Genomic DNA, 17,743 nt, shown 5'->3' on the forward strand with positions numbered 1-17,743 from the left:
CCCCGACCCGCGGCGGTCACCGCCTGCTAGATGCTCACCGCGCGTTCGGGGCCAGGAACCCCACTTTGTCATACACGTCGGCCAGCGTCCGGGAAGCCACTTCACGCGCACGGGCAGCGCCCTGCGCGAGGATGCCGTCGAGGTAGGTCTCGTCGGCCAGGATCTCCGACACCCGGCCACGCAGCGGGGTGACGAACTCGGCGAGCACCTCGGCGGTGTCGACCTTGAGATCGCCGTAACGCTTGCCCTCGTACTTTGCGACGAGGTCGTCGACGCCGACGCCCGACAATGCCGATTGGATGGTGAGCAGGTTGCTGACGCCCGGCTTCTCCTGAGGATCAAACGTCACCTCCGACCCGGTGTCGGTCACGGCCGAGCGAATCTTCTTGGCCGATGCCTTCGGATCGTCCAGAAGTTTGATCAAGCCCTTGTCGGTGTCGGCGGACTTGCTCATCTTGGCCGTCGGGTTCTGCAGGTCGTAGATCTTGGCGAACTCTTTGACGATGGAGACCTCGGGTACGCGGAAAGCCTTGCCGAATCGCTTGTTGAAACGTTGTGCCAGATCGCGGGTGAGCTCGAGGTGCTGGCGCTGATCCTCACCGACCGGCACCTGATCGACCTGGAATGCCAGGATGTCGGCCGCCTGCAGGATCGGGTACGTGAACAGGCCGACGCCGGCAGCTTCGGTTCCCTGCTTGGCGGACTTGTCCTTGAACTGCGTCATCCGGCTGGCCTCACCGAACCCGGTGATGCACGACAGGACCCAAGTGAGTTGTGCGATCTCCGGTACGTGGGATTGCACGTAGATCGTCGCCCTGCCCGGATCGACGCCGACCGCCAAGAGCTGTGCGACGCTGACGCGAGTCCGTTCCCGCAGCTGCGCGGGGTCCTGCGGAACGGTGATCGCGTGCATGTCCGGGATGAAGTAGAAGGCGTCGAACTCCTCCTGCAACTCGACCCACTGCTTCACCGCGCCCAGGTAATTCCCCAGATGGAAGGAATCACTGGTCGGCTGAATGCCGGAGAGCACCCGGCGCCGCGGCGTCGAATCAACGGAATCGCTGGTCATGGGTCCAGTCTCTCAGACGGTGTCACTCGAATTTCACGGTGACCGGTGCATGGTCGGACCACCGCAGGTCGTAGGCGGCGGCACGGTCCACCGCACCCTTCACGGCCCGCGACGCCAAGGACTTGTTGGCCAGCGGGTAGTCGATGCGCCACCCGGAGTCGTTGTCGAACGCCTTGCCCCGCCACGACCACCACGAGTACGGGCCGGCGTCGTCGGGATACAGCTCGCGCATCACGTCGTACCAGCCGGATGCGAGCAGATTGCCGACCCATTCCCGTTCGTGCGGAAGGAAACCCGGGTTCTTGAGGTTGCCCTTCCAGTTCTTGATGTCTGCCTCGGCATGGGCGATGTTCCAGTCGCCGCCGACCACGACGTGGCGTCGGCGACGCACCAGCCGGCCCAGATGATCGGCGAAATCCGTCATGAAGCGGACCTTCTCGTCGTGCTTGGCGATGTCCTTGGGGTCCGACGTCAGTGCGGCGCCCTTGGGAAGGTACAGACTCGCCGCCGTGAGAGGTCCGATGGGGGTGTCGAGGTCGACTTCGAGGTAGCGGCCTGTCGGGTCGAATTCGTCGCTGCCGCACCCGACCCGGACGGCGGCCGGCGCGCCGCGCGTGAGCACTCCGACACCGGCGTGGCCCTTCACCACCGACTCACTCATGACGAGCTGCCAGCCCTGCTCGAGCACCGGTGCCAGCACGTCGAGCGCCTGATCCTCGGATGCACGGATCTCCTGCAGCAGCACGACGTCGGACTCGGTCTCGGCCAGCCACGCGGACAGGCCGCGATTGGCCTCCGACCGCTGTTTCGTCGCGGCGCGGATGCCGTTGACATTGACGGTGGAAATCGTGATCGACACGGTGACCGAGCCTACGGGTGGCCACCGACAGGACGCCGGTCAGGACTGCAATAGGTAAGGCAACCCTTGTGGAAAGCCAGAAATTATGCAACCCTTTCCTAACCCAGCCCCGAAGTGAGTTCCCATGTTCGTTTGCATTTGCCGCGCAGTCACCGTCGACGAGGTTCATCAGCACGTCGATGACGGCGCCATCACAGCCGACGCGATCGGCGAGCGATGCGGAGCAGGCGAAGGATGCGGCACTTGCATCGACAAGCTGAACGCGATTCTCGGCGAAAGGATGTCCACAACCAGCGCAGCCTAACCTCAATACGGCACAACGGATTTCACACCTTCACGCGATCAGCGGCGTGAGGGATTTTGGCGTGTTACGTTCGTTCCACACCCCTGGGCGAACGGAGGCTGCCATGCGTGGCGATGACGAGGTCATTGCGTTGCTCAACGAGCAACTCACCAGCGAACTGACTGCTATCAACCAGTACTTCTTGCACGCCAAGATGCAGGCCAACTGGGGCCTGACCGAACTGGCGTCGACGACACGTGCCGAATCCATCGAGGAGATGACGCACGCCGAGATCCTGACCGACCGCATCCTCTTCCTGGAGGGGCTGCCGAACTACCAGAAGCTGCTTCCGCTGCGGATCGGCCAGACACTCAAGGAACAGTTCGAGTCGGACCTCGCGATCGAGATCGAGGTGGTCGAGAGGCTCAAGCCGGGCATCAAGATGTGCCGCGACAAGGGCGACATCACCAGCGCCAAGCTGTTCGAGGAGATCCTCAAGGACGAGGAACATCACATCGACTACTTGGAGACCCAACTCGAACTGCTCGAGCGTCTCGGTGAGCCGCTCTACATCTCCAAGTCGGTCGCGACCCCGCCGACTGTCGGCTGACGGCCACTCGAGAAGCGCGCTTGTAGCAGCGCCAGACCCAGCACGAGCATCCCCGCGATCGCGAGGAACACGCCGAGCACCGACGGCGCGCGGTAGCCGTAGCCTGCCCCGATCACCACTCCGCCGAGGAAGGCGCCCGCCGCGTTGGCGATGTTGAGCGCCGAGTGATTCAGTGCGGCTGCGAGAGTCTGCGCGTCGTCGGCGACGTCCATCAGGCGCGTCTGCAGCGCCGGGATCATCGCGGTTGCGGACACACCGACGACGAAGGTCAATATGAGTGCAGCCCAAGGATTCTGGGCCAACGCCGCGAACAGTCCGAGCGCGACCGCGGTCATGATCAGACCACCGAGAATGCTGAGGGTGACGTTACGGTCGGCGGCGGCGCCACCGAGGACGTTGCCGACGATCATGCCGATGCCGAACAGCATCAACGCGAGCGGCACGAGCGACACCGACAGCCCGGTCAACGTGGTCAGCGTGGAGTTGAGATAGCTGTAGAAGGCGAACATGCCGCCGAATCCGACGACGCCGATCGCCAGCGTGAACCACACCTGCGCGCGACACAGGGCGCCGAGTTCGGTCATCGGATTGGTGACCCGCATGTCGCTCAACGACGGCAGGCTGCGGACCAACGCCGCGATCGTGGCTAGCCCGATCACCACCACGATGGCGAAAGCACTACGCCACCCGAAGGTCTCGCCCAGCCACGTCGCAGCGGGAACGCCGAGGACGTTGGCGACCGAGAGTCCGAGCATCACCTGCCCGACCGCCTTGGCGCGGTGTCGGGGGCCGGCAAGGTGTGCAGCGACGAGCGCGGCGACTCCGAAGTAGGCGCCGTGCGGTAGTCCCGCCACGAATCGGGCGACGATCAGTAGGCCGTAGCTGGGTGCCAACACGGTCGCCAGGTTTCCGACGGTGAAGGCGGTCATCAGGGCGATCAGCAGCGTGCGACGCGACATGCGTGCGGTCAGTGCCGCGATCAGAGGCGCACCCACGACGACGCCGAGCGCGTAGGCGGAGATGACGTAGGCGGCGGTGGGTTCGCTGACCTCGAGCGACTCGGCGATGTTGGGCAGCAGCCCCATGGCCACGAACTCGGTGGTGCCGATCCCGAAGCCACCCAGCGCGAGCGCGATGATCGCCCACCGACGCACGGTCGACGAGGTGTCGGCTGCTACCGGGCTCTGCGAGCGCTGATCGAGGGTTTGCTGACCGGGGGCGATCTGAGACATGCTCCAAGCCAACGACGCGCACAGCCCGCACGATTCCCCGACCACGCGTGAATTCCTTCACACGTTGACCGTGCGCTCGTCAGCCGATTCTGGGCGGTGGAGCCATCCAGGTGCCGTTGGTGGCGTGCCTCCATGGGTCGCTGGCCATCGGCTGGTCGGCGTCGGGTCCGTAGCGGGTGTGACGCAGGCTGAATCGGAACACACTCAGCACGAGCGTCGGGATCAGCGCGTTGTCTGGTGGACGCACCGAGTCACAGATGGGGTCTCCGACGATGCAGACTTCGACTACGCGGCTTGTGAGTCGCCCAAACCCGCCGGGACGAGAACCGGTCATGGTGAGGCCGTTGTACACCGTCGTGTTCGGGAACAGGGTCTCCACGCCGGCACCCTTCACACCGGGAACCGGGTCACGGCGGGGGTCTGCGTACAGTTCGACGCGCAGTTTGTCGGCCGGGAGCCTGAGTGTCACCGGACCCTTCGGCGTCTGGATCGGACGTGCGTTACCGGCAGCAGAAACCACATCGCCGACGATGCGCGATCCCTGCGAGAAAGCCACCAGCGCAAGAGGTTTGGAAGGGCAGGCGCGCACCCACCAATCGAGCAACCGGGCCAGACGCGGCACGGCCAGCCGCACGTTGTCGTCGTAGGACGACGCCCCCAGCGGCCAGATGGTCGCCGGATAGACCAACGTGTGAGCCCGATATCCCATGCGCTGATAGCGCGCCACCGCGGGCGTCGTGTCGGGCGGCGGGTCGTCGTTGGTGCCGTTGACCACGACGACGAGCCCCTTCCCGGCGCACGCGTCGCTCGGACGAGCCTGAGCCGACGCAGTCGTGAGCAGAGCGGCGAGCATTGCTGTCAACAGCACGACGATCGTTGCTGATCTGGTTGTCATGCGGTCCCCCGACCTTGTGTTTCTACTTCTCAGCTGTCGTCTGAGTCGTCGCCGCCAGAAGGCGCGTTGCCGTTGCCGGACGGTGTGTTGCCGTCGTTCTTCTTCTCGCCGTCCTTCTTCTCGCCGTCCTTCTTGTCGCCGCCATCGTTGTCGGTGACGTTCTGATCGGGATCGGCACCCGCCTCGCCGTCCGGCTCGCCGCCCTCGCCAGCGGGAGGTGTCTGCCCGCCCGGGTTACCGGCGTTCTCATTGCCGGGTCCTGGCGTGCCAGGGTTCTGGTTCTCGGGGTCCGGGGCGCCTGGGTCGCCCTCACCGTTGCCTTCGGGGCCGGGAGTGGGATTGACCACCGGCTGGTTCGATTGCGGAACAACAGGATCGTTCTTCTTTGCGCCCTCGTCGTCGCCATTCGGCGGGTTGCCAGTGTCATCGCCGGCAGGGGGAACAACAGACTCGTCAGGCGTTGTTTGGCGAAGCGCAGTCACCTGCTGCCCCTCGTCGGCAGCTTCATCGTCCACTGGCTCTCCGGATGTGTCAGCCAGGCTGTACAAGGCGTTGACCGCGTTAGTCACCTGCAGGGTGCTCGCAGTGTGGTTTGGCGGCTGGATGTACGGCGTCGGCGCGACGATGTCGAGCCCCGACCAGTAGCGAACGACGTTCACGGGATATAGCGCGATGCTCACCACGCTTTTCGCGAACTCTTCGACGCCACGCTTGATCAGCGCAGGCTGCAGACCCACGATGCCGTCGATGATGTCGGTGACGACGAACAGGCTGGGCAAGTACGCACCGTAGCCAAGCTTCGGTAGTGGCGGCAGTAGGCCGCCCACGAGTCGGGTGAGATCGCCGAAATGCGCGAGTTCAAGACCGAACGGGATGTCGAGGGTCGGCCGATCTTTGAGGAAGTCTGGCACCGTGATCGAGCTGAGTCCGATCGCGTTCGCCCCCTGCTGGATCAGCTCGACGAACGCGGAGTCGGCCGAGACACGGCAGATGTTGTCTTCACAGACAATCGTGCGCCCGGTCGTCCACTCGCCACTGTCATCTTTCCCAAGGTTTGGGTCCAGGTACATCTGGTACGGGTACAGCCCGTGCTTCGTGAAGTAGCCGAGTAGGCCGTCGATGGCACCGATCGGGTCGTAGAGCGGATCGGGCAGATCGCAGATGGGATCGCCATCGACGCACACCGAGGTGACGTTGTCGTTTAGTTCGCCGAAGCCGGGGTCTTCGTCGTCGGTGCCGCGTGAGCCTTGCATCGTGAGACCAGGAATCACGCCGACCAGCGATAGCTCGATACCCCGACCTTCCTTGTTACCGGCCTGGCGAGGGTCTGAGTACAACTCACCTGTGATGGACGAGACCGGCTCACCGTCCTTATAGACGATGGCTCCGTTCTCGTCACGCACGTACTTGTCGATCACGACATCGTCGGTCAGATCATCGGGAGTTCCATTCACGTCTACGAGCCAGTACTCACCACCTTCGACGATGTCCCCGTCCTGATCGGCAGATGGCGAGTTGCCGATCTCCGCCAGGACATCTCCAGCGACTCGCGCTCCCTGTGAGTACCCAGCCACGACAATCGGCTTCCCCGGACAAGCCTGGCTGTAACTCGCGATTGCTGACTTGGTCGACGATCGCCCTTGCGAAACGCTGTCGTCGTATCCGGCCGCACCGAGCGGCCACAGCGTCGTCGGATAATCGGCGTAAATGACGTCGTATGGCTTCGACGCATGGGGTGTGTAGCCAGCCCAACCACTGGTGTACCTCTGCTCAACCCCGACCAGCGCCTTGGCATCAGGGTCATTGGTTCCGCCGACGATGACAACCGCACCATTCGAAGTGCATTCAGTAGCCCGCGCCTGCCCGACCACTCCCGGCAAGCAGTACGCAATCACCACCGCAAGCGCGGATACGAGCGCGACCAGCACGACGGCCGATCGGTGCGACACAGAGAAGTTGGATGAAGGGGATCCGGCTGCGGCGACGGGCCGATCAGACATTTGTTCCAGTCTTTCGTCCAACCCGGGACGCAGAGCGGGGGGGTTTCTGTCGAGACCCGGGGCTGAGATGATGTTAGATCCACGATCGCGAAACGCGAAGTATAAGTAGCAAAGCTAACGATCTCGAACTGGGCTTTTGGGATACGGATTCATGCAGTTCACCCGGTCGGACTACAGCCCTCCGAGGTTCGACCCACCCCGAGTAGGAGGGTTCTCTCGGACAGATCCGCGTGTTATATCCTTGACGCCAGGTCATGAGCATCAGCGCCAAGCCCCGGCTCGCTGATCGGCAACCCTCCAACCGCGGTGGGGTGCTCCGGGTGATGACCGGGTTGTGGGACCGCGAAAGCGACTCCCCGGCAAGCGCGGGTCCGAAGGTCGGACCCCAACAGGGTCAATTCCCTGCCGACCGTAGAAAGAGATCATTCCCCCATGTCTGACGTAGCCAACGACGGCCAGAATCCAGCGGACAACTGGAGCTTCGAGACCAAGCAGATCCACGCCGGCCAGGGTCCCGACCCGGCGACCAACGCACGCGCACTGCCGATCTACCAGACCACGTCTTACACGTTCAACGACACCACCCACGCCGCCAACCTCTTCGGCCTCGCCGAACCCGGCAACATCTACACGCGCATCATGAATCCGACGCAGGATGCCGTCGAGCAGCGGATTGCCGCTCTCGAGGGTGGCGTCGCAGCTCTGCTGCTGGCGTCGGGTCAGGCCGCCGAGACCTACGCGATCCTCAACATCGTGGAGACCGGCGGACACGTGGTGTCGAGCCCGCGTCTGTACGGCGGCACCTACAACCTCTTCCACTACACCCTGCCCAAGCTGGGCATCGAGGTGAGCTTCGTCGACGATCCCGAGGATCTCGACTCGTGGCAGGCCGCCATCCGCGACAACACCCGCGCACTGTTCGGTGAGACCATCTCCAACCCGAACAACGAAATCCTCGACGTCGAAGGTATTTCCGAGGTCGCCCACCGCAACGGACTGCCCCTCATCGTCGACAACACCGTTGCCACGCCGTACCTGCTGAACCCGCTCGCCCACGGCGCCGACATCGTGGTGCACTCGGCCACCAAGTACATCGGCGGCCACGGCACCGCGATCGGTGGCGTGATCGTCGACGGCGGCACCTTCGACTGGCGCGTGCAGCGCGACGGTCAGGACCTGTTCCCCGGCTTCACCACCCCCGACCCCAGCTACCACGGCGCCGTGTTCGCCGACCTGGGCGCGCCCGCCTACGCACTCAAGGCACGCGTGCAGTGGTTGCGTGACACCGGTGCGGCCATCTCGCCGTTCAACGCCTTCCTGCTCGCGCAGGGACTCGAGACGCTGAGCCTGCGCATCGAGCGGCACGTGGCCAACGCCCAGCGCGTGGCGGAGTTCCTCAACGACCACGCGCAGGTCGAGTCGGTCGCCTACGCCGGCCTGACCAGCTCGGCCTGGTACGAGCGCGGCCAGAAGCTGCTCCCCAAGGGCCAGGGCGCGATCATCGGCTTCGAGATCGCCGGCGGCGTCGACGCGGGCAAGAAGTTCGTCGACGCGCTGACATTGCACAGCCACGTCGCCAACATCGGCGACGTGCGTTCGCTGGTCATCCATCCGGCGTCGACGACGCACAGCCAACTCGTCCCCGACGAACAACTGGCCGCCGGCGTCACCCCGGGCCTCGTGCGGCTCGCGGTCGGCATCGAGGGTATCGACGACATCCTCGCCGACCTCGAAACCGGATTCGCGGCAGCGAAGTAACGACAGACAGGAGTGTGACAGCGGTGTCGGTGAGCATCGACCGGCGGACGGAACAAGCCGATCAGCCCGACTGGGAGAACGCCCCAGACGGGCAGCTGATCAGTGTCCCGGTCGGGTCGATACCGCTGGACAGCGGCGAGCAGATCGACAACGTCACCCTGGCGTTCCAACGCTGGGGGACGTTGTCGCCGTCGCGCGACAACGTCATCCTCACTTTGCATGCACTGACCGGTGATTCGCATGTCACCGGCCCGGCCGACGCACATCACGCCTCCCCCGGATGGTGGGACGGACTGATCGGCCCCGGCTGCGCCATCGACACCGACGAGTGGTGCGTGATCTCGGCCAACGTTCTCGGCGGCTGCCGTGGATCCACCGGTCCCGCATCGCTCGACGCCGACGGGGTTCCGTGGGGTTCGCGCTTCCCCCAGATCAGCGTGCTCGACCAGGTCAGGGCCGAGGTCGCACTCATGGACCGACTCGGAATCCGCAGCGTCGGAGCGGTTCTCGGCGGTTCGATGGGAGGTGCGCGGGCTCTCGAGTGGGCAATCGAATACCCCGACAGAGTGCGCAGCGCACTGGTGCTCGCCGTCGGTGCACGAGCCACCGCCGACCAGATCGGCACGCAGACAACACAAATCGCCGCCATCAAGGCCGACCCGAACTGGCAGGGCGGTGACTACCACGCCACCGGTGCACAGCCGTTGACCGGCATGGGTATCGCGCGGCGCATCGCACATCTCACCTACCGCAGCGAGGTGGAACTCGACGAGCGGTTCGCGAATGCACCTCAGGGCGACGAAAACCCATTGGAGGGTGGACGTTACGCGATGCAGAGCTATCTCGAGCACCAAGCCGAGAAGCTCAAGGAACGATTCGATCCGGGCAGCTACGTCGTCCTCAGCGAAGTACTCAACCACCACGACGTCGGACGCGGACGCGGTGGCGTCACGGCAGCGCTCAACTCGTGTCAGGTGCCGACCATTGTCGGCGGCATCGACTCAGATCGCCTGTACCCGTTGCGGTTACAGGTCGAACTCGCCGAGGAACTCGGCAACTGCGTCGGCGGGCTGCAGGTCCTCCGCTCCGACAAGGGGCACGACGGCTTCCTCACCGAGTTCGACGCTATCAGCGACCTGCTCAAGCAGACGGTGAACCTCGCGCGCACCTGAGCCGACCGCCTGAGAGGTGAGGGGCCCTTCCGCTCCCTGAGGTGCTCGAGGCGCTAGCCGAGAGCCTCGAAGGGCAAGTGAGACAGAGTGCTTCGACGACCAAGGAGCGACGGTCACCAGGCCTTCGAGGTCCTCGCTAGCGCTCGTCGCACCTCAGGCAGCGATAGAAAGCGCCAGCAGCGGCGGCGGGCGGCCTCGACGCTCGTACATAGCCGGCGGAAGGGAAGCTCAGCGCGCGGGAGTGGTACTCGGTGTGGTCGGCCCGGTAGGAGGCGTCGCCGATCGACTCGGCGCCTGACGCAGCGGCGACACCGGCGGAGGGGGCGGCGTCTTGGTCGTCTGGGGCAGAATCCCCGGCGGGAGCAGGCCCGGCGGTATGGTCGGCGGGGTACTCTTCGGCGGAAATGGCAACGAGGGCAACGGGAACGGCGACAACGTGCGCGTGGTGGTCGACTGTGTGGTGGTCTGCGTCAGCTCGGTGGTAGCCCAGCCCGGCGGGTCGGTCACCCCGGGTTGGGTGTAGGTCGGCGGGGGCACCGGCACGAACGTCGTCGGCAGGGTGGTGGTCGTGGTCAGTGTGCGCTCGGTGGTCGCCGGCATCGAGGTCCCCACGGGTCGGCTGACGACCGAGGACGTCGCGGGTAGCGGCGTCGGCTCGGGCACATTGTTTCCGGTGAGCGACGAACTCACCGCGTAGATCGTCATCATGGCAGCTGCGAGAATCGCGCCTGCCACGGCAAGTGGTGTGGTGGACAGCCATTCGCGATCTCGGCGACCGCCGATGAACGCCAGCCGAGCGACGCCGACCCGGTTGTATTGCGCGAGGAGCGCGGCGCCCGTCGCCGAGGCCAGCTCTGGCGACGCCGGCCGGATGACCTCGAGGCCGGAGTCGTCGGCCATCCCCTCGATGACCGGCAGGTTCGCCAGACCACCGACGAGGACGACCGCCTCGGGCGCGCCCCCGTTCAAGGCTGCGTCGGAGATGTATTTGCCCAACACCTTTCGCGCCTTGTCGACCATGGGCGTGGCAGTACGTTCCACCGTCGACGCCGACAACGACAGTCGCCCTGAGCCGTCGGCAAGTGTCACCGACGACGCCCCGGGTTCGGCTGAGCCGTAAACGATTTCCTCTTTGGCCGTGCGGCACGCGCTCAACAGCGCACTCCGGCCGACCCGACCGCGCGGCACCTCGGTCCCCGCAGCGCCATCAGACACCGCGTCGGCGAGCGCCCGGTCGAGTTTCCGACCGCTCATCACCTCGGAGCGCGACAGGCCCGACACGCGGCCGTTGTGAGGGTCGACGGTGTACATGGACATCCCGGTGTCCCCGGCGTCGACCACCACCACCGAGCCGAAACGGTCGATCTGCCCGGTTTCGGACAGATAGGCCACCGTCGACTCCTCTTCGGGAACCAAGCGGACCTGTCGACGCTTTCCGCTGCCACGTGAGCGCAGGCGGCGTCGTTGGCTACCTGTCCGGGCGGTCACACCGATCGGGCCCACCCGCAGTTCCGCGTCGCGCGCCGCGGCGAGCATCAGATCGACGCCGGCGTTCACGCGGCCGGCGGTGTCGAGGCCGTCGCTCTCGTCGACGTCGATGACTCGTGACTCGACCTCGCTGCGACCCACGTCGTCGTGCGTGAGCAGGACGACGTGAATCATGCCACCACCCGCAGAGACGCCCATCGACGTCGATGCGCCGATCAAGTTCGGGTCTCGGCTCGTTGGCGAAGTGATACTGCTCCCCTGGTGGTCGGTTGCGCTCACCGCGGATCCTGTCGGTCGTCGAACTCGGCGACAGCACGCGGATAATGCCTGGTCGCGCGACCGGAACACACCCCAAGGTCACGCTCAGGTATCTATTGTAATCAATTCGTGCCCAACGAGTCGATCGACGTGGCCAGCCAGAGCATGAGACCGCCCACACTTGCCATGGCCACGACGTCGAAAGGTTTACCGCGAACCTGCAGCAATCCGGCCCGCGACGACGGGATGAGAGCCCGCAGTACGGCACCGACCAGCAATGCTGCGCCGAAGACAAAAGACCCTCGCCGCCAGCGGTCGAACAGGACGAGCAATGCCGCAGCAACCACGCCTGCCATGACGAGCAGGTACGGAATCTGGATGAGATACGAACGAATCCGCCGCGCATGCCGTAGCTGCTCGACGCGGGGGTCCGTCCGGGCGCTCATCGCCGGCCTGTCCCCTGCCCGGCGAGGATCGCCTCGGCCCGTTCCACGACGTTGACGAGGAGGAATGCGCGGGTCAGCGGTCCCACGCCACCGGGATTCGGGGAGACGAATCCGGCGACCTCCCAGACGTCGGGGTGGACGTCACCCACCAGGCCGGCGTCGGTGCGGCTGACGCCCACGTCGATCACTGCGGCACCCGGTTTGACCATGTCGGCGGTGATGAGGTGGCCGACACCTGCCGCGGCGATCACGATGTCGGCCCGCGACACCTCGGCGGCCAGGTCGCGGGTTCCCGTATGGCAGAGCGTCACCGTCGCATTCTCACTGCGCCGGGTCAGTAGCAGACCGATCGGCCGACCGATGGTCACTCCGCGGCCGACGACCGTCACGCGTGCGCCGGCGATCGGGATGTCGTAGCGGCGCAGCAGGTGGATCACGCCACGCGGAGTGCACGGCAGCGTCGACTCCTTACCGAGAACCAGGCGGCCCAGATTGATGGGGTGCAGGCCGTCGGCGTCCTTCTCGGGATCGATGCGCTCGAGGGCGGCGTTCTCATCGAGATGACGCGGCAGTGGCAGCTGCACGATGTATCCGGTGCACGTGGGATCGGCGTTGAGCTCGTCGATCGCCGCGTTGAGCTCGTCGGTGGTGGCATCCTCCGGCAGGTCCTTGCGGATCGATTCGACGCCGATCCGCGCGCAGTCGGCGTGCTTGCCCTTCACGTACGACTGTGACCCGGGATCATTGCCGACCAGGACCGTCCCCAGCCCGGGGAACACGCCTGCGGCCCGCAGCTTGTCGACCCGTTCGGACAGATCGGCAAAGATCTCGTCGCGGGTGGTCTTGCCATCGAGTCGTATCGCAGTCACGCCGGACATTCTTCCACCCCGAGCGCAGCACTATGGTCGGACGGGTGGCAGTCAACCTCGGAGCAGTGATGGCGGCTCGGTTGCGGATCGAGGGCCGGCTGCGTCGGACACCGATTCTCCGAGCGCCGATGGAGACCGTCAACGGCTCGGTCGAGGTGGCGTTCAAGCTCGAGTATCTGCAGCTCGGCGGATCCTTCAAGGCTCGCGGGAGTCTCAACGCCGTTCTCGCTGCCCGCGAATCGGGCTTGCTGTCGTCGGCCGGTGTGGTGGTCGCCTCGGGTGGCAACGCCGCGATCGGGGCGGCCTGGGCGGCGCGGCTGGTCGGCGCGTCGTGCACGGTCGTCGTGCCCGTCACCGCTCCGCAGGTCAAGGTCGACACGCTGCGTGCTCTCGGCGCGGACGTGCACCTCGTCGGCGATCGGTATGCGCAGGCCGCCGAGGCCGCGCACGCGATGGCAGACGATCGCGGCGCACTCAGACTCCATGCCTACGACCTTCCCGACATCGTCGCCGGTGCCGGCACCATCGAACTCGAGATCGCCGACGACCTCGACGGTCCGGTCACCACCGTCGCCTGCGTCGGCGGCGGCGGGCTGCTCGCGGGTCTGACAGCAGCCCTACGGCCCGGCGACCGGGTGATCGGGGTCGAGCCGGTCGGGGCGTCGTGCCTGCATCAGGCACTCGCTGCGGGAGTGCCGGTACCGACGGAACTCGACAGCGTCGCCGCCGATTCCCTCGGCGCCACCGAGGTGGGCGACATCTGCTGGGATCTGGTGTCCGGCAACCGGCAGGTGTCCAGCGTCATCGTCACCGACGACGACATCATCGCCGCACGTGCGCAACTGTGGCGCGACCACCGCATCCTCGTCGAACACGGCACGGCCTCGTCGGTCGCCGCGATCATGACCGGACAGGTTCGGCCACAAGAGGATTCGACGCTGTGTGTCGTGCTGTGCGGGGCGAACACGACGCTTGATCTCTGACACTCTCCAACGCTCAGCGATCTCCCAGAGTGCGTCGATGGCCTTGGCAGCTTCAGAGCGCAAAGTCGTTGGTGTCAGCGAGTTCCCGATCGAGGAACTCCCCAACGAGAAAGGCCAGTCAATGCCGACTCCCCAGCCGAAGAACAACAACCGTCAGCCCCAGCCGCCGGCACGGCGTCGTCGCCGTGTGCGCCGCTACGATTCGCGCAACCGCCGGTGGATCTGGACCTGGCAGTGACGCTCTTCTGACACCCGCATCTCTCTCCTTCGTGTGGCCCCGTCGAACCTTCGGCGGGGCCGCGCGGCATGACAGCCACTACCGGTGCGGGCTCCTACCGCTCCCTGAGGTGCGAGCTTGCGAGCCTCGAGGGGTCGTGGTGAGACAGGTTAATTGGGCGGCCAGATAGCGACGGTCACCAGGCCTTCGAGGCTCCTCGCTAGCGCTCGTCGCACCTCAGGCAGCGGAAGTTTTGGGCCCAGATTTATCCAGGCTCAGCCAGCGGGAGGAGGGCTCCGCGCATCTCGGCCGGCGGAGAGACGTAGATTCACCGGTACACGCTCGACACAAAGGATGGCCCGCTTGTTCCGCATCATGTTCTATCAGCCGTGCATCCCGCCGAACACGGGCAATGCCATCCGGTTGGCCGCCAACACCGGGTGCGAGCTGCATCTGATCGAGCCGCTCGGATTCACGATGACCGACGCCCAGGTCAAGCGGGCCGGGCTCGACTATCACGAGATGGCCACGGTGACAGTGCATCCCAATCTGATCACGGCGTGGACCACACTGAAGCCGGAACGCGTGTTCGCCTTCACCGCACATGCCGAACGCTTCCACACCGATGTCGACTACGCACCCGGCGACGTCCTGCTGTTCGGCCCCGAACCCACCGGCCTACCCGACGAGGTCCTCGCCGACCCGGAGATCACCGATCGCGTGCGGATCCCCATGCTGGCCGGACGCCGCTCCCACAACCTCGCCAACGCGGCGAGCATCGCGATATACGAGGCCTGGCGTCAGCACGGCTTTCGCGGAGCGATCTGAACTCCGGGCAACCCCAGAGTGAATTCTGTTGATCGAGAGCGTGATTGACACTCAGCCAACACGGAAGCGCTTGGTGCGGGCGGTTGCGCCGCCCACCAGTGCGACCTTGGTCTTGGGTACGCCGAGGTGCTTGGCGAGCAACTCCGCCACAGCCTTGTTCGCCCGGCCCTCCAGGGCCGGTTCGCGGACGTAGATGGTGACCGATCCGTCGGGCCCGGTCTCCACCAGCGGCCCCTTGCGGCTGTTCGGCTTCACCGTCACCACCACCTGCTGCGGCATAACTCCCCTTTCAGTGCCAATCCCTGGACCTCGTCCCCACACGAAGATCCATGCGCTGCAGTCGATCTGCAACCACAGTTACTGCACCCTCCGCATTTTGCACCTTGCCGCGGACGAGTAACGCCGACGCGGACTGCGCCAGCTCACGATATCTGGCCCACAGGCCCACCGAACAGACCACGTTGACCATCCCGGTCTCGTCCTCGAGATTGATGAACGTGACACCCGAAGCGGTTGCCGGTCGCTGCCGATGTGTCACTGCACCACCGACCACGACGCGAGAACCGTCCGGTACAGACAATAGCCTCTCGGCGGCGATCACTCCCATCGCCGCGAGTCGCGGGCGCAGGAACTGGGTCGGATACGACGTCGGTGTGATCCCGGTCGCCCATGCATCGGTCGCAGCCAGTTCGATATCGGACAAACCGGGCAGTGTGGGCGTCGCCGCAGCCGAGGCCAGCGGCAGCTGATCGTCGCGCACCGTTGCGGCGGCGCCCGCCTCCCACAACGCCTGACGTCTGCTGACCCCGAAGACGTCGAAAGCACCTGCACCGGCCAGCCCTTCGAGCTCCCGCGTCGTCAGCTCTGCCCGCCGCGACACATCGGTGATGTCGCGGTAGGGACCAGCCGTCCGCCCGGCGACTATGCGTTCGGCCACCTCGGTGCCCACACCACGCACACCGTCGAGTCCCAGACGCACCTCGAGCCCCTGATTCTCCAGCGTCGCGTAGGGCAGCGAGAGGTTGATGTCCGGACGATGAACCGTCACGCCGTGCCGTCGCGCGTCGGCGACCAGTGTTTGCGGCGAGTAGAACCCCATCGGCTGCGCCCGCAGCAACGCCGCGCAGAACGCCGCCGGATGGTGCAACTTGAACCACGACGAATAGAAGACGAGCGATGCGAAACTCTGCGAATGACTCTCCGGGAAGCCGAAATTGGCGAAGGCGGCCATCTTCTCATAGACGCGGTCGGCGACGTCGCCGGTGATGCCGTGTAATTCTCGCATACCGTCGTAGAACCGTCTGCGGAGCTGTTCCATCCGCTCCGGCGAGCGTTTGGAACCCATCGCCCGACGCAACTGGTCGGCCCCCGCGGCGTCGAACCCCGCGACGTCGACCGCCAACTGCATGAGCTGCTCCTGAAAGAGCGGTACCCCGAGAGTGCGCTCGAGCGCCTTGTTCATCGACGGATGCTCGACGGTGGGTTTCTCAAGTCCGTTGCGCCGCCGGATGTATGGGTGCACCGAGCCGCCCTGGATGGGGCCGGGGCGGATGAGTGCCACCTCCACCACCAGGTCGTAGAAGGTGCGTGGACGCAGCCGCGGGAGCGTGGCCATCTGGGCACGTGACTCCACCTGAAACACCCCGACAGAGTCTGCGCGACAAAGCATTTCGTACACGGCGGGTTCGGTCAGGTCCAGCTTGGCAAGATCGACCTCGATGCCCTTGTGTTCGGCGAGCAGATCGATCGCATAGTGCAGAGCCGACAGCATGCCCAGTCCGAGCAGATCGAATTTCACCAGCCCGATCGCGGCGCAATCATCCTTGTCCCATTGCAGGACGCTGCGATTCTCCATCCGAGCCCACTCGGTGGGACACACGTCGGCGATCGGACGGTCGCAGATCACCATGCCACCGGAATGGATGCCCAGATGCCTTGGCATACCGAGGATCTCACCGGCCAGTTCCGTCACATCGTCGGGGGCATCCTGTGGCGTCCGGCTCCACGCATCCTGCTGGCCGGTGCCATATCCGAGCGCGCGCGCCATGTCCCGGATCGCCGATTTACCCCGATAGGTGATGACATTGGCCACCTGGGCGCTGAAATCACGGCCGTAGCGCCGGTACACATACTGGATGGCCTCTTCACGACGGTCGGACTCGATGTCGACGTCGATGTCGGGAGGCCCGTCGCGCTCCGGTGAGAGGAACCGTTCGAACAGCAACTTGTTGGCCACCGGATCGACGTTGGTGATGCCCAGTGCGTAACAGACGGCAGAGTTCGCGGCACTCCCCCGACCCTGACACAGGATGTCGTTGTCCTTGCAGAAGTCGACGATGTCGGCGACGACGAGGAAGTAGCCGGGAAAGGTGAGCGTCTCGATGATGGCCAGTTCGTGTTCGATCTGCCGATACGCCTGTGGATGCTCGGTCGGGGTGCCGTATCTGCGACGAGCCCGGGTCATCGTCATCTCTCGCAGCCAGCTGATCTCGGTGTGTCCGTCCGGGACGTCGAACGGCGGTAGCTCCGGCGCGATCAATCCCAGTTCGAAGGCGCAGTCGGCGGCCAGCCCGACCGCGTTGTCGATGGCGTCACGGTGGGCCGGGAGCAGACGGGCCATCTCGTCGCCACTGCGCAGATGCGCACCCGCGACACCCGGCATCCAGCCGGCGATGGTCTCGATGTCGGTGCGCGCACGCGCTGCCGCCATGGCCATCGCCAGCTTCCGGCGCCGCGGACCAGCGAAGTGCGCGCCGGTGGTGGCCACCGTCGTCAC

General features: G+C 65.5%; 17 protein-coding genes and 1 riboswitch. Of the genes, 7 read left to right on the forward strand and 10 right to left on the reverse strand.

The window, feature by feature from the left end; translation table 11 throughout:
* Positions 1–34 precede the first annotated feature (34 nt).
* Both trpS and ABZW74_RS05045 read right to left on the reverse strand, forming a co-directional pair.
* Complete coding sequence (gene trpS / locus ABZW74_RS05040; protein ID WP_240856697.1) at positions 35–1,069, reverse strand: tryptophan--tRNA ligase; 1,035 nt, start codon at positions 1,067–1,069, stop codon at positions 35–37.
* 22 nt (positions 1,070–1,091) lie between these two features.
* A complete protein-coding gene (locus ABZW74_RS05045) occupies positions 1,092–1,928 on the reverse strand; it encodes an exodeoxyribonuclease III (RefSeq protein ID WP_355274531.1) in 837 nt (278 codons plus the stop codon).
* Between the two features lie 124 nt (positions 1,929–2,052).
* Here ABZW74_RS05045 and ABZW74_RS05050 point away from each other — a divergent pair, with 124 nt between their 5' ends.
* Together ABZW74_RS05050 and bfr are read left to right on the forward strand one after the other, a co-directional pair.
* Entirely contained in the window at positions 2,053–2,232 is a 180-nt protein-coding gene (locus ABZW74_RS05050; RefSeq protein WP_240856695.1) for a (2Fe-2S)-binding protein, read from the forward strand.
* A gap of 103 nt (positions 2,233–2,335) precedes the next feature.
* Positions 2,336–2,821 carry a bacterioferritin gene (gene bfr / locus ABZW74_RS05055; protein WP_240856694.1) on the forward strand — a complete coding sequence of 162 codons (486 nt, stop codon included), beginning with the start codon at positions 2,336–2,338 and terminating at the stop codon, positions 2,819–2,821.
* Here the strand turns inward: bfr and ABZW74_RS05060 are convergent.
* The 3 genes from ABZW74_RS05060 to ABZW74_RS05070 all read right to left on the reverse strand — a co-directional run bounded on the left by ABZW74_RS05060 (position 2,779) and on the right by ABZW74_RS05070 (position 6,948).
* Positions 2,779–4,053, reverse strand: coding sequence for an MFS transporter (locus ABZW74_RS05060; RefSeq protein ID WP_355274536.1), 1,275 nt, complete (start codon positions 4,051–4,053; stop codon positions 2,779–2,781). The two genes, bfr and ABZW74_RS05060, sit on opposite strands and share 43 nt — an antisense overlap.
* A 79-nt stretch (positions 4,054–4,132) precedes the next feature.
* The gene (locus tag ABZW74_RS05065; protein WP_240856692.1) at positions 4,133–4,948 is read right to left on the reverse strand and encodes a hypothetical protein; all 816 of its coding nucleotides are present in this window, start codon (positions 4,946–4,948) and stop codon (positions 4,133–4,135) included.
* 29 nt (positions 4,949–4,977) lie between these two features.
* A complete protein-coding gene (locus ABZW74_RS05070; RefSeq protein WP_355274540.1) occupies positions 4,978–6,948 on the reverse strand; it encodes a PE-PPE domain-containing protein in 1,971 nt (656 codons plus the stop codon).
* Between the two features lie 250 nt (positions 6,949–7,198).
* Positions 7,199–7,320, forward strand: a riboswitch (SAM riboswitch).
* Positions 7,321–7,380: 60 nt separating this feature from the next.
* Between ABZW74_RS05070 and ABZW74_RS05075 the strand changes: the two genes are divergently transcribed.
* Both ABZW74_RS05075 and ABZW74_RS05080 read left to right on the forward strand, forming a co-directional pair.
* On the forward strand, positions 7,381–8,706 hold the full coding sequence (locus tag ABZW74_RS05075) for a bifunctional o-acetylhomoserine/o-acetylserine sulfhydrylase (RefSeq protein WP_240856690.1): 1,326 nt from the start codon (positions 7,381–7,383) through the stop codon (positions 8,704–8,706).
* A 23-nt stretch (positions 8,707–8,729) separates the two neighbouring features.
* On the forward strand, positions 8,730–9,878 hold the full coding sequence (locus ABZW74_RS05080) for a homoserine O-acetyltransferase (RefSeq protein WP_355274543.1): 1,149 nt from the start codon (positions 8,730–8,732) through the stop codon (positions 9,876–9,878).
* A 228-nt stretch (positions 9,879–10,106) separates the two neighbouring features.
* Here ABZW74_RS05080 and ABZW74_RS05085 read toward each other — a convergent pair whose 3' ends face one another.
* The 3 genes from ABZW74_RS05085 to ABZW74_RS05095 form a co-directional block, all read right to left on the reverse strand.
* Positions 10,107–11,540, reverse strand: coding sequence for an Hsp70 family protein (locus ABZW74_RS05085; protein WP_355274546.1), 1,434 nt, complete (start codon positions 11,538–11,540; stop codon positions 10,107–10,109).
* A gap of 206 nt (positions 11,541–11,746) precedes the next feature.
* Positions 11,747–12,070: a DUF3017 domain-containing protein gene (locus ABZW74_RS05090; RefSeq protein ID WP_240856687.1), complete on the reverse strand. Its 324-nt coding sequence runs from the start codon at positions 12,068–12,070 to the stop codon at positions 11,747–11,749.
* Positions 12,067–12,939 (reverse strand): bifunctional methylenetetrahydrofolate dehydrogenase/methenyltetrahydrofolate cyclohydrolase, encoded by an 873-nt coding sequence (locus tag ABZW74_RS05095; protein ID WP_240856686.1) that lies wholly within the window; start codon positions 12,937–12,939, stop codon positions 12,067–12,069. Before ABZW74_RS05095 ends, ABZW74_RS05090 begins: the two co-directional genes overlap by 4 nt.
* Before the next feature lie 68 nt (positions 12,940–13,007).
* Here ABZW74_RS05095 and ABZW74_RS05100 point away from each other — a divergent pair, with 68 nt between their 5' ends.
* From ABZW74_RS05100 to ABZW74_RS05110, 3 genes are all read left to right on the forward strand, one after another.
* A complete protein-coding gene (locus ABZW74_RS05100; RefSeq protein ID WP_355274565.1) occupies positions 13,008–13,922 on the forward strand; it encodes a serine/threonine dehydratase in 915 nt (304 codons plus the stop codon).
* Between the two features lie 37 nt (positions 13,923–13,959).
* Positions 13,960–14,160: a hypothetical protein gene (locus ABZW74_RS05105; RefSeq protein ID WP_355274551.1), complete on the forward strand. Its 201-nt coding sequence runs from the start codon at positions 13,960–13,962 to the stop codon at positions 14,158–14,160.
* 342 nt (positions 14,161–14,502) lie between these two features.
* Entirely contained in the window at positions 14,503–14,967 is a 465-nt protein-coding gene (locus ABZW74_RS05110) for a tRNA (cytidine(34)-2'-O)-methyltransferase (protein WP_355274568.1), read from the forward strand.
* A gap of 51 nt (positions 14,968–15,018) precedes the next feature.
* On the opposite strand, the gene ABZW74_RS05115 is transcribed toward ABZW74_RS05110, so the two are convergent.
* Both ABZW74_RS05115 and ABZW74_RS05120 read right to left on the reverse strand, forming a co-directional pair.
* Positions 15,019–15,246, reverse strand: a complete 228-nt coding sequence (locus ABZW74_RS05115; protein ID WP_240856684.1) for a DUF167 domain-containing protein — start codon at positions 15,244–15,246, stop codon at positions 15,019–15,021.
* A 10-nt stretch (positions 15,247–15,256) separates the two neighbouring features.
* Positions 15,257–17,743, reverse strand: a 2,487-nt coding sequence (locus tag ABZW74_RS05120; protein ID WP_355274556.1) for an error-prone DNA polymerase, incomplete at its 5' end; no start/stop codon positions are given.

Source organism: Gordonia sp. NPDC003585, from assembly GCF_040610755.1.
Classification (GTDB): domain Bacteria; phylum Actinomycetota; class Actinomycetes; order Mycobacteriales; family Mycobacteriaceae; genus Gordonia.

Coding starts and splice junctions, on each gene's coding strand:
- ABZW74_RS05115 (WP_240856684.1), bottom strand. CDS start 15,246: ATGCCGCAGCAGGTGGTGGTGACGGTGAAGCCGAACAGCCGCAAGGGG.
- ABZW74_RS05065 (WP_240856692.1), bottom strand. CDS start 4,948: ATGACAACCAGATCAGCAACGATCGTCGTGCTGTTGACAGCAATGCTC.
- ABZW74_RS05050 (WP_240856695.1), top strand. CDS start 2,053: ATGTTCGTTTGCATTTGCCGCGCAGTCACCGTCGACGAGGTTCATCAG.
- ABZW74_RS05085 (WP_355274546.1), bottom strand. CDS start 11,540: ATGATTCACGTCGTCCTGCTCACGCACGACGACGTGGGTCGCAGCGAG.
- trpS (WP_240856697.1), bottom strand. CDS start 1,069: ATGACCAGCGATTCCGTTGATTCGACGCCGCGGCGCCGGGTGCTCTCC.
- ABZW74_RS05100 (WP_355274565.1), top strand. CDS start 13,008: ATGGCGGCTCGGTTGCGGATCGAGGGCCGGCTGCGTCGGACACCGATT.
- ABZW74_RS05070 (WP_355274540.1), bottom strand. CDS start 6,948: ATGTCTGATCGGCCCGTCGCCGCAGCCGGATCCCCTTCATCCAACTTC.
- ABZW74_RS05060 (WP_355274536.1), bottom strand. CDS start 4,053: ATGTCTCAGATCGCCCCCGGTCAGCAAACCCTCGATCAGCGCTCGCAG.
- ABZW74_RS05090 (WP_240856687.1), bottom strand. CDS start 12,070: ATGAGCGCCCGGACGGACCCCCGCGTCGAGCAGCTACGGCATGCGCGG.
- ABZW74_RS05075 (WP_240856690.1), top strand. CDS start 7,381: ATGTCTGACGTAGCCAACGACGGCCAGAATCCAGCGGACAACTGGAGC.
- ABZW74_RS05105 (WP_355274551.1), top strand. CDS start 13,960: ATGGCCTTGGCAGCTTCAGAGCGCAAAGTCGTTGGTGTCAGCGAGTTC.
- bfr (WP_240856694.1), top strand. CDS start 2,336: ATGCGTGGCGATGACGAGGTCATTGCGTTGCTCAACGAGCAACTCACC.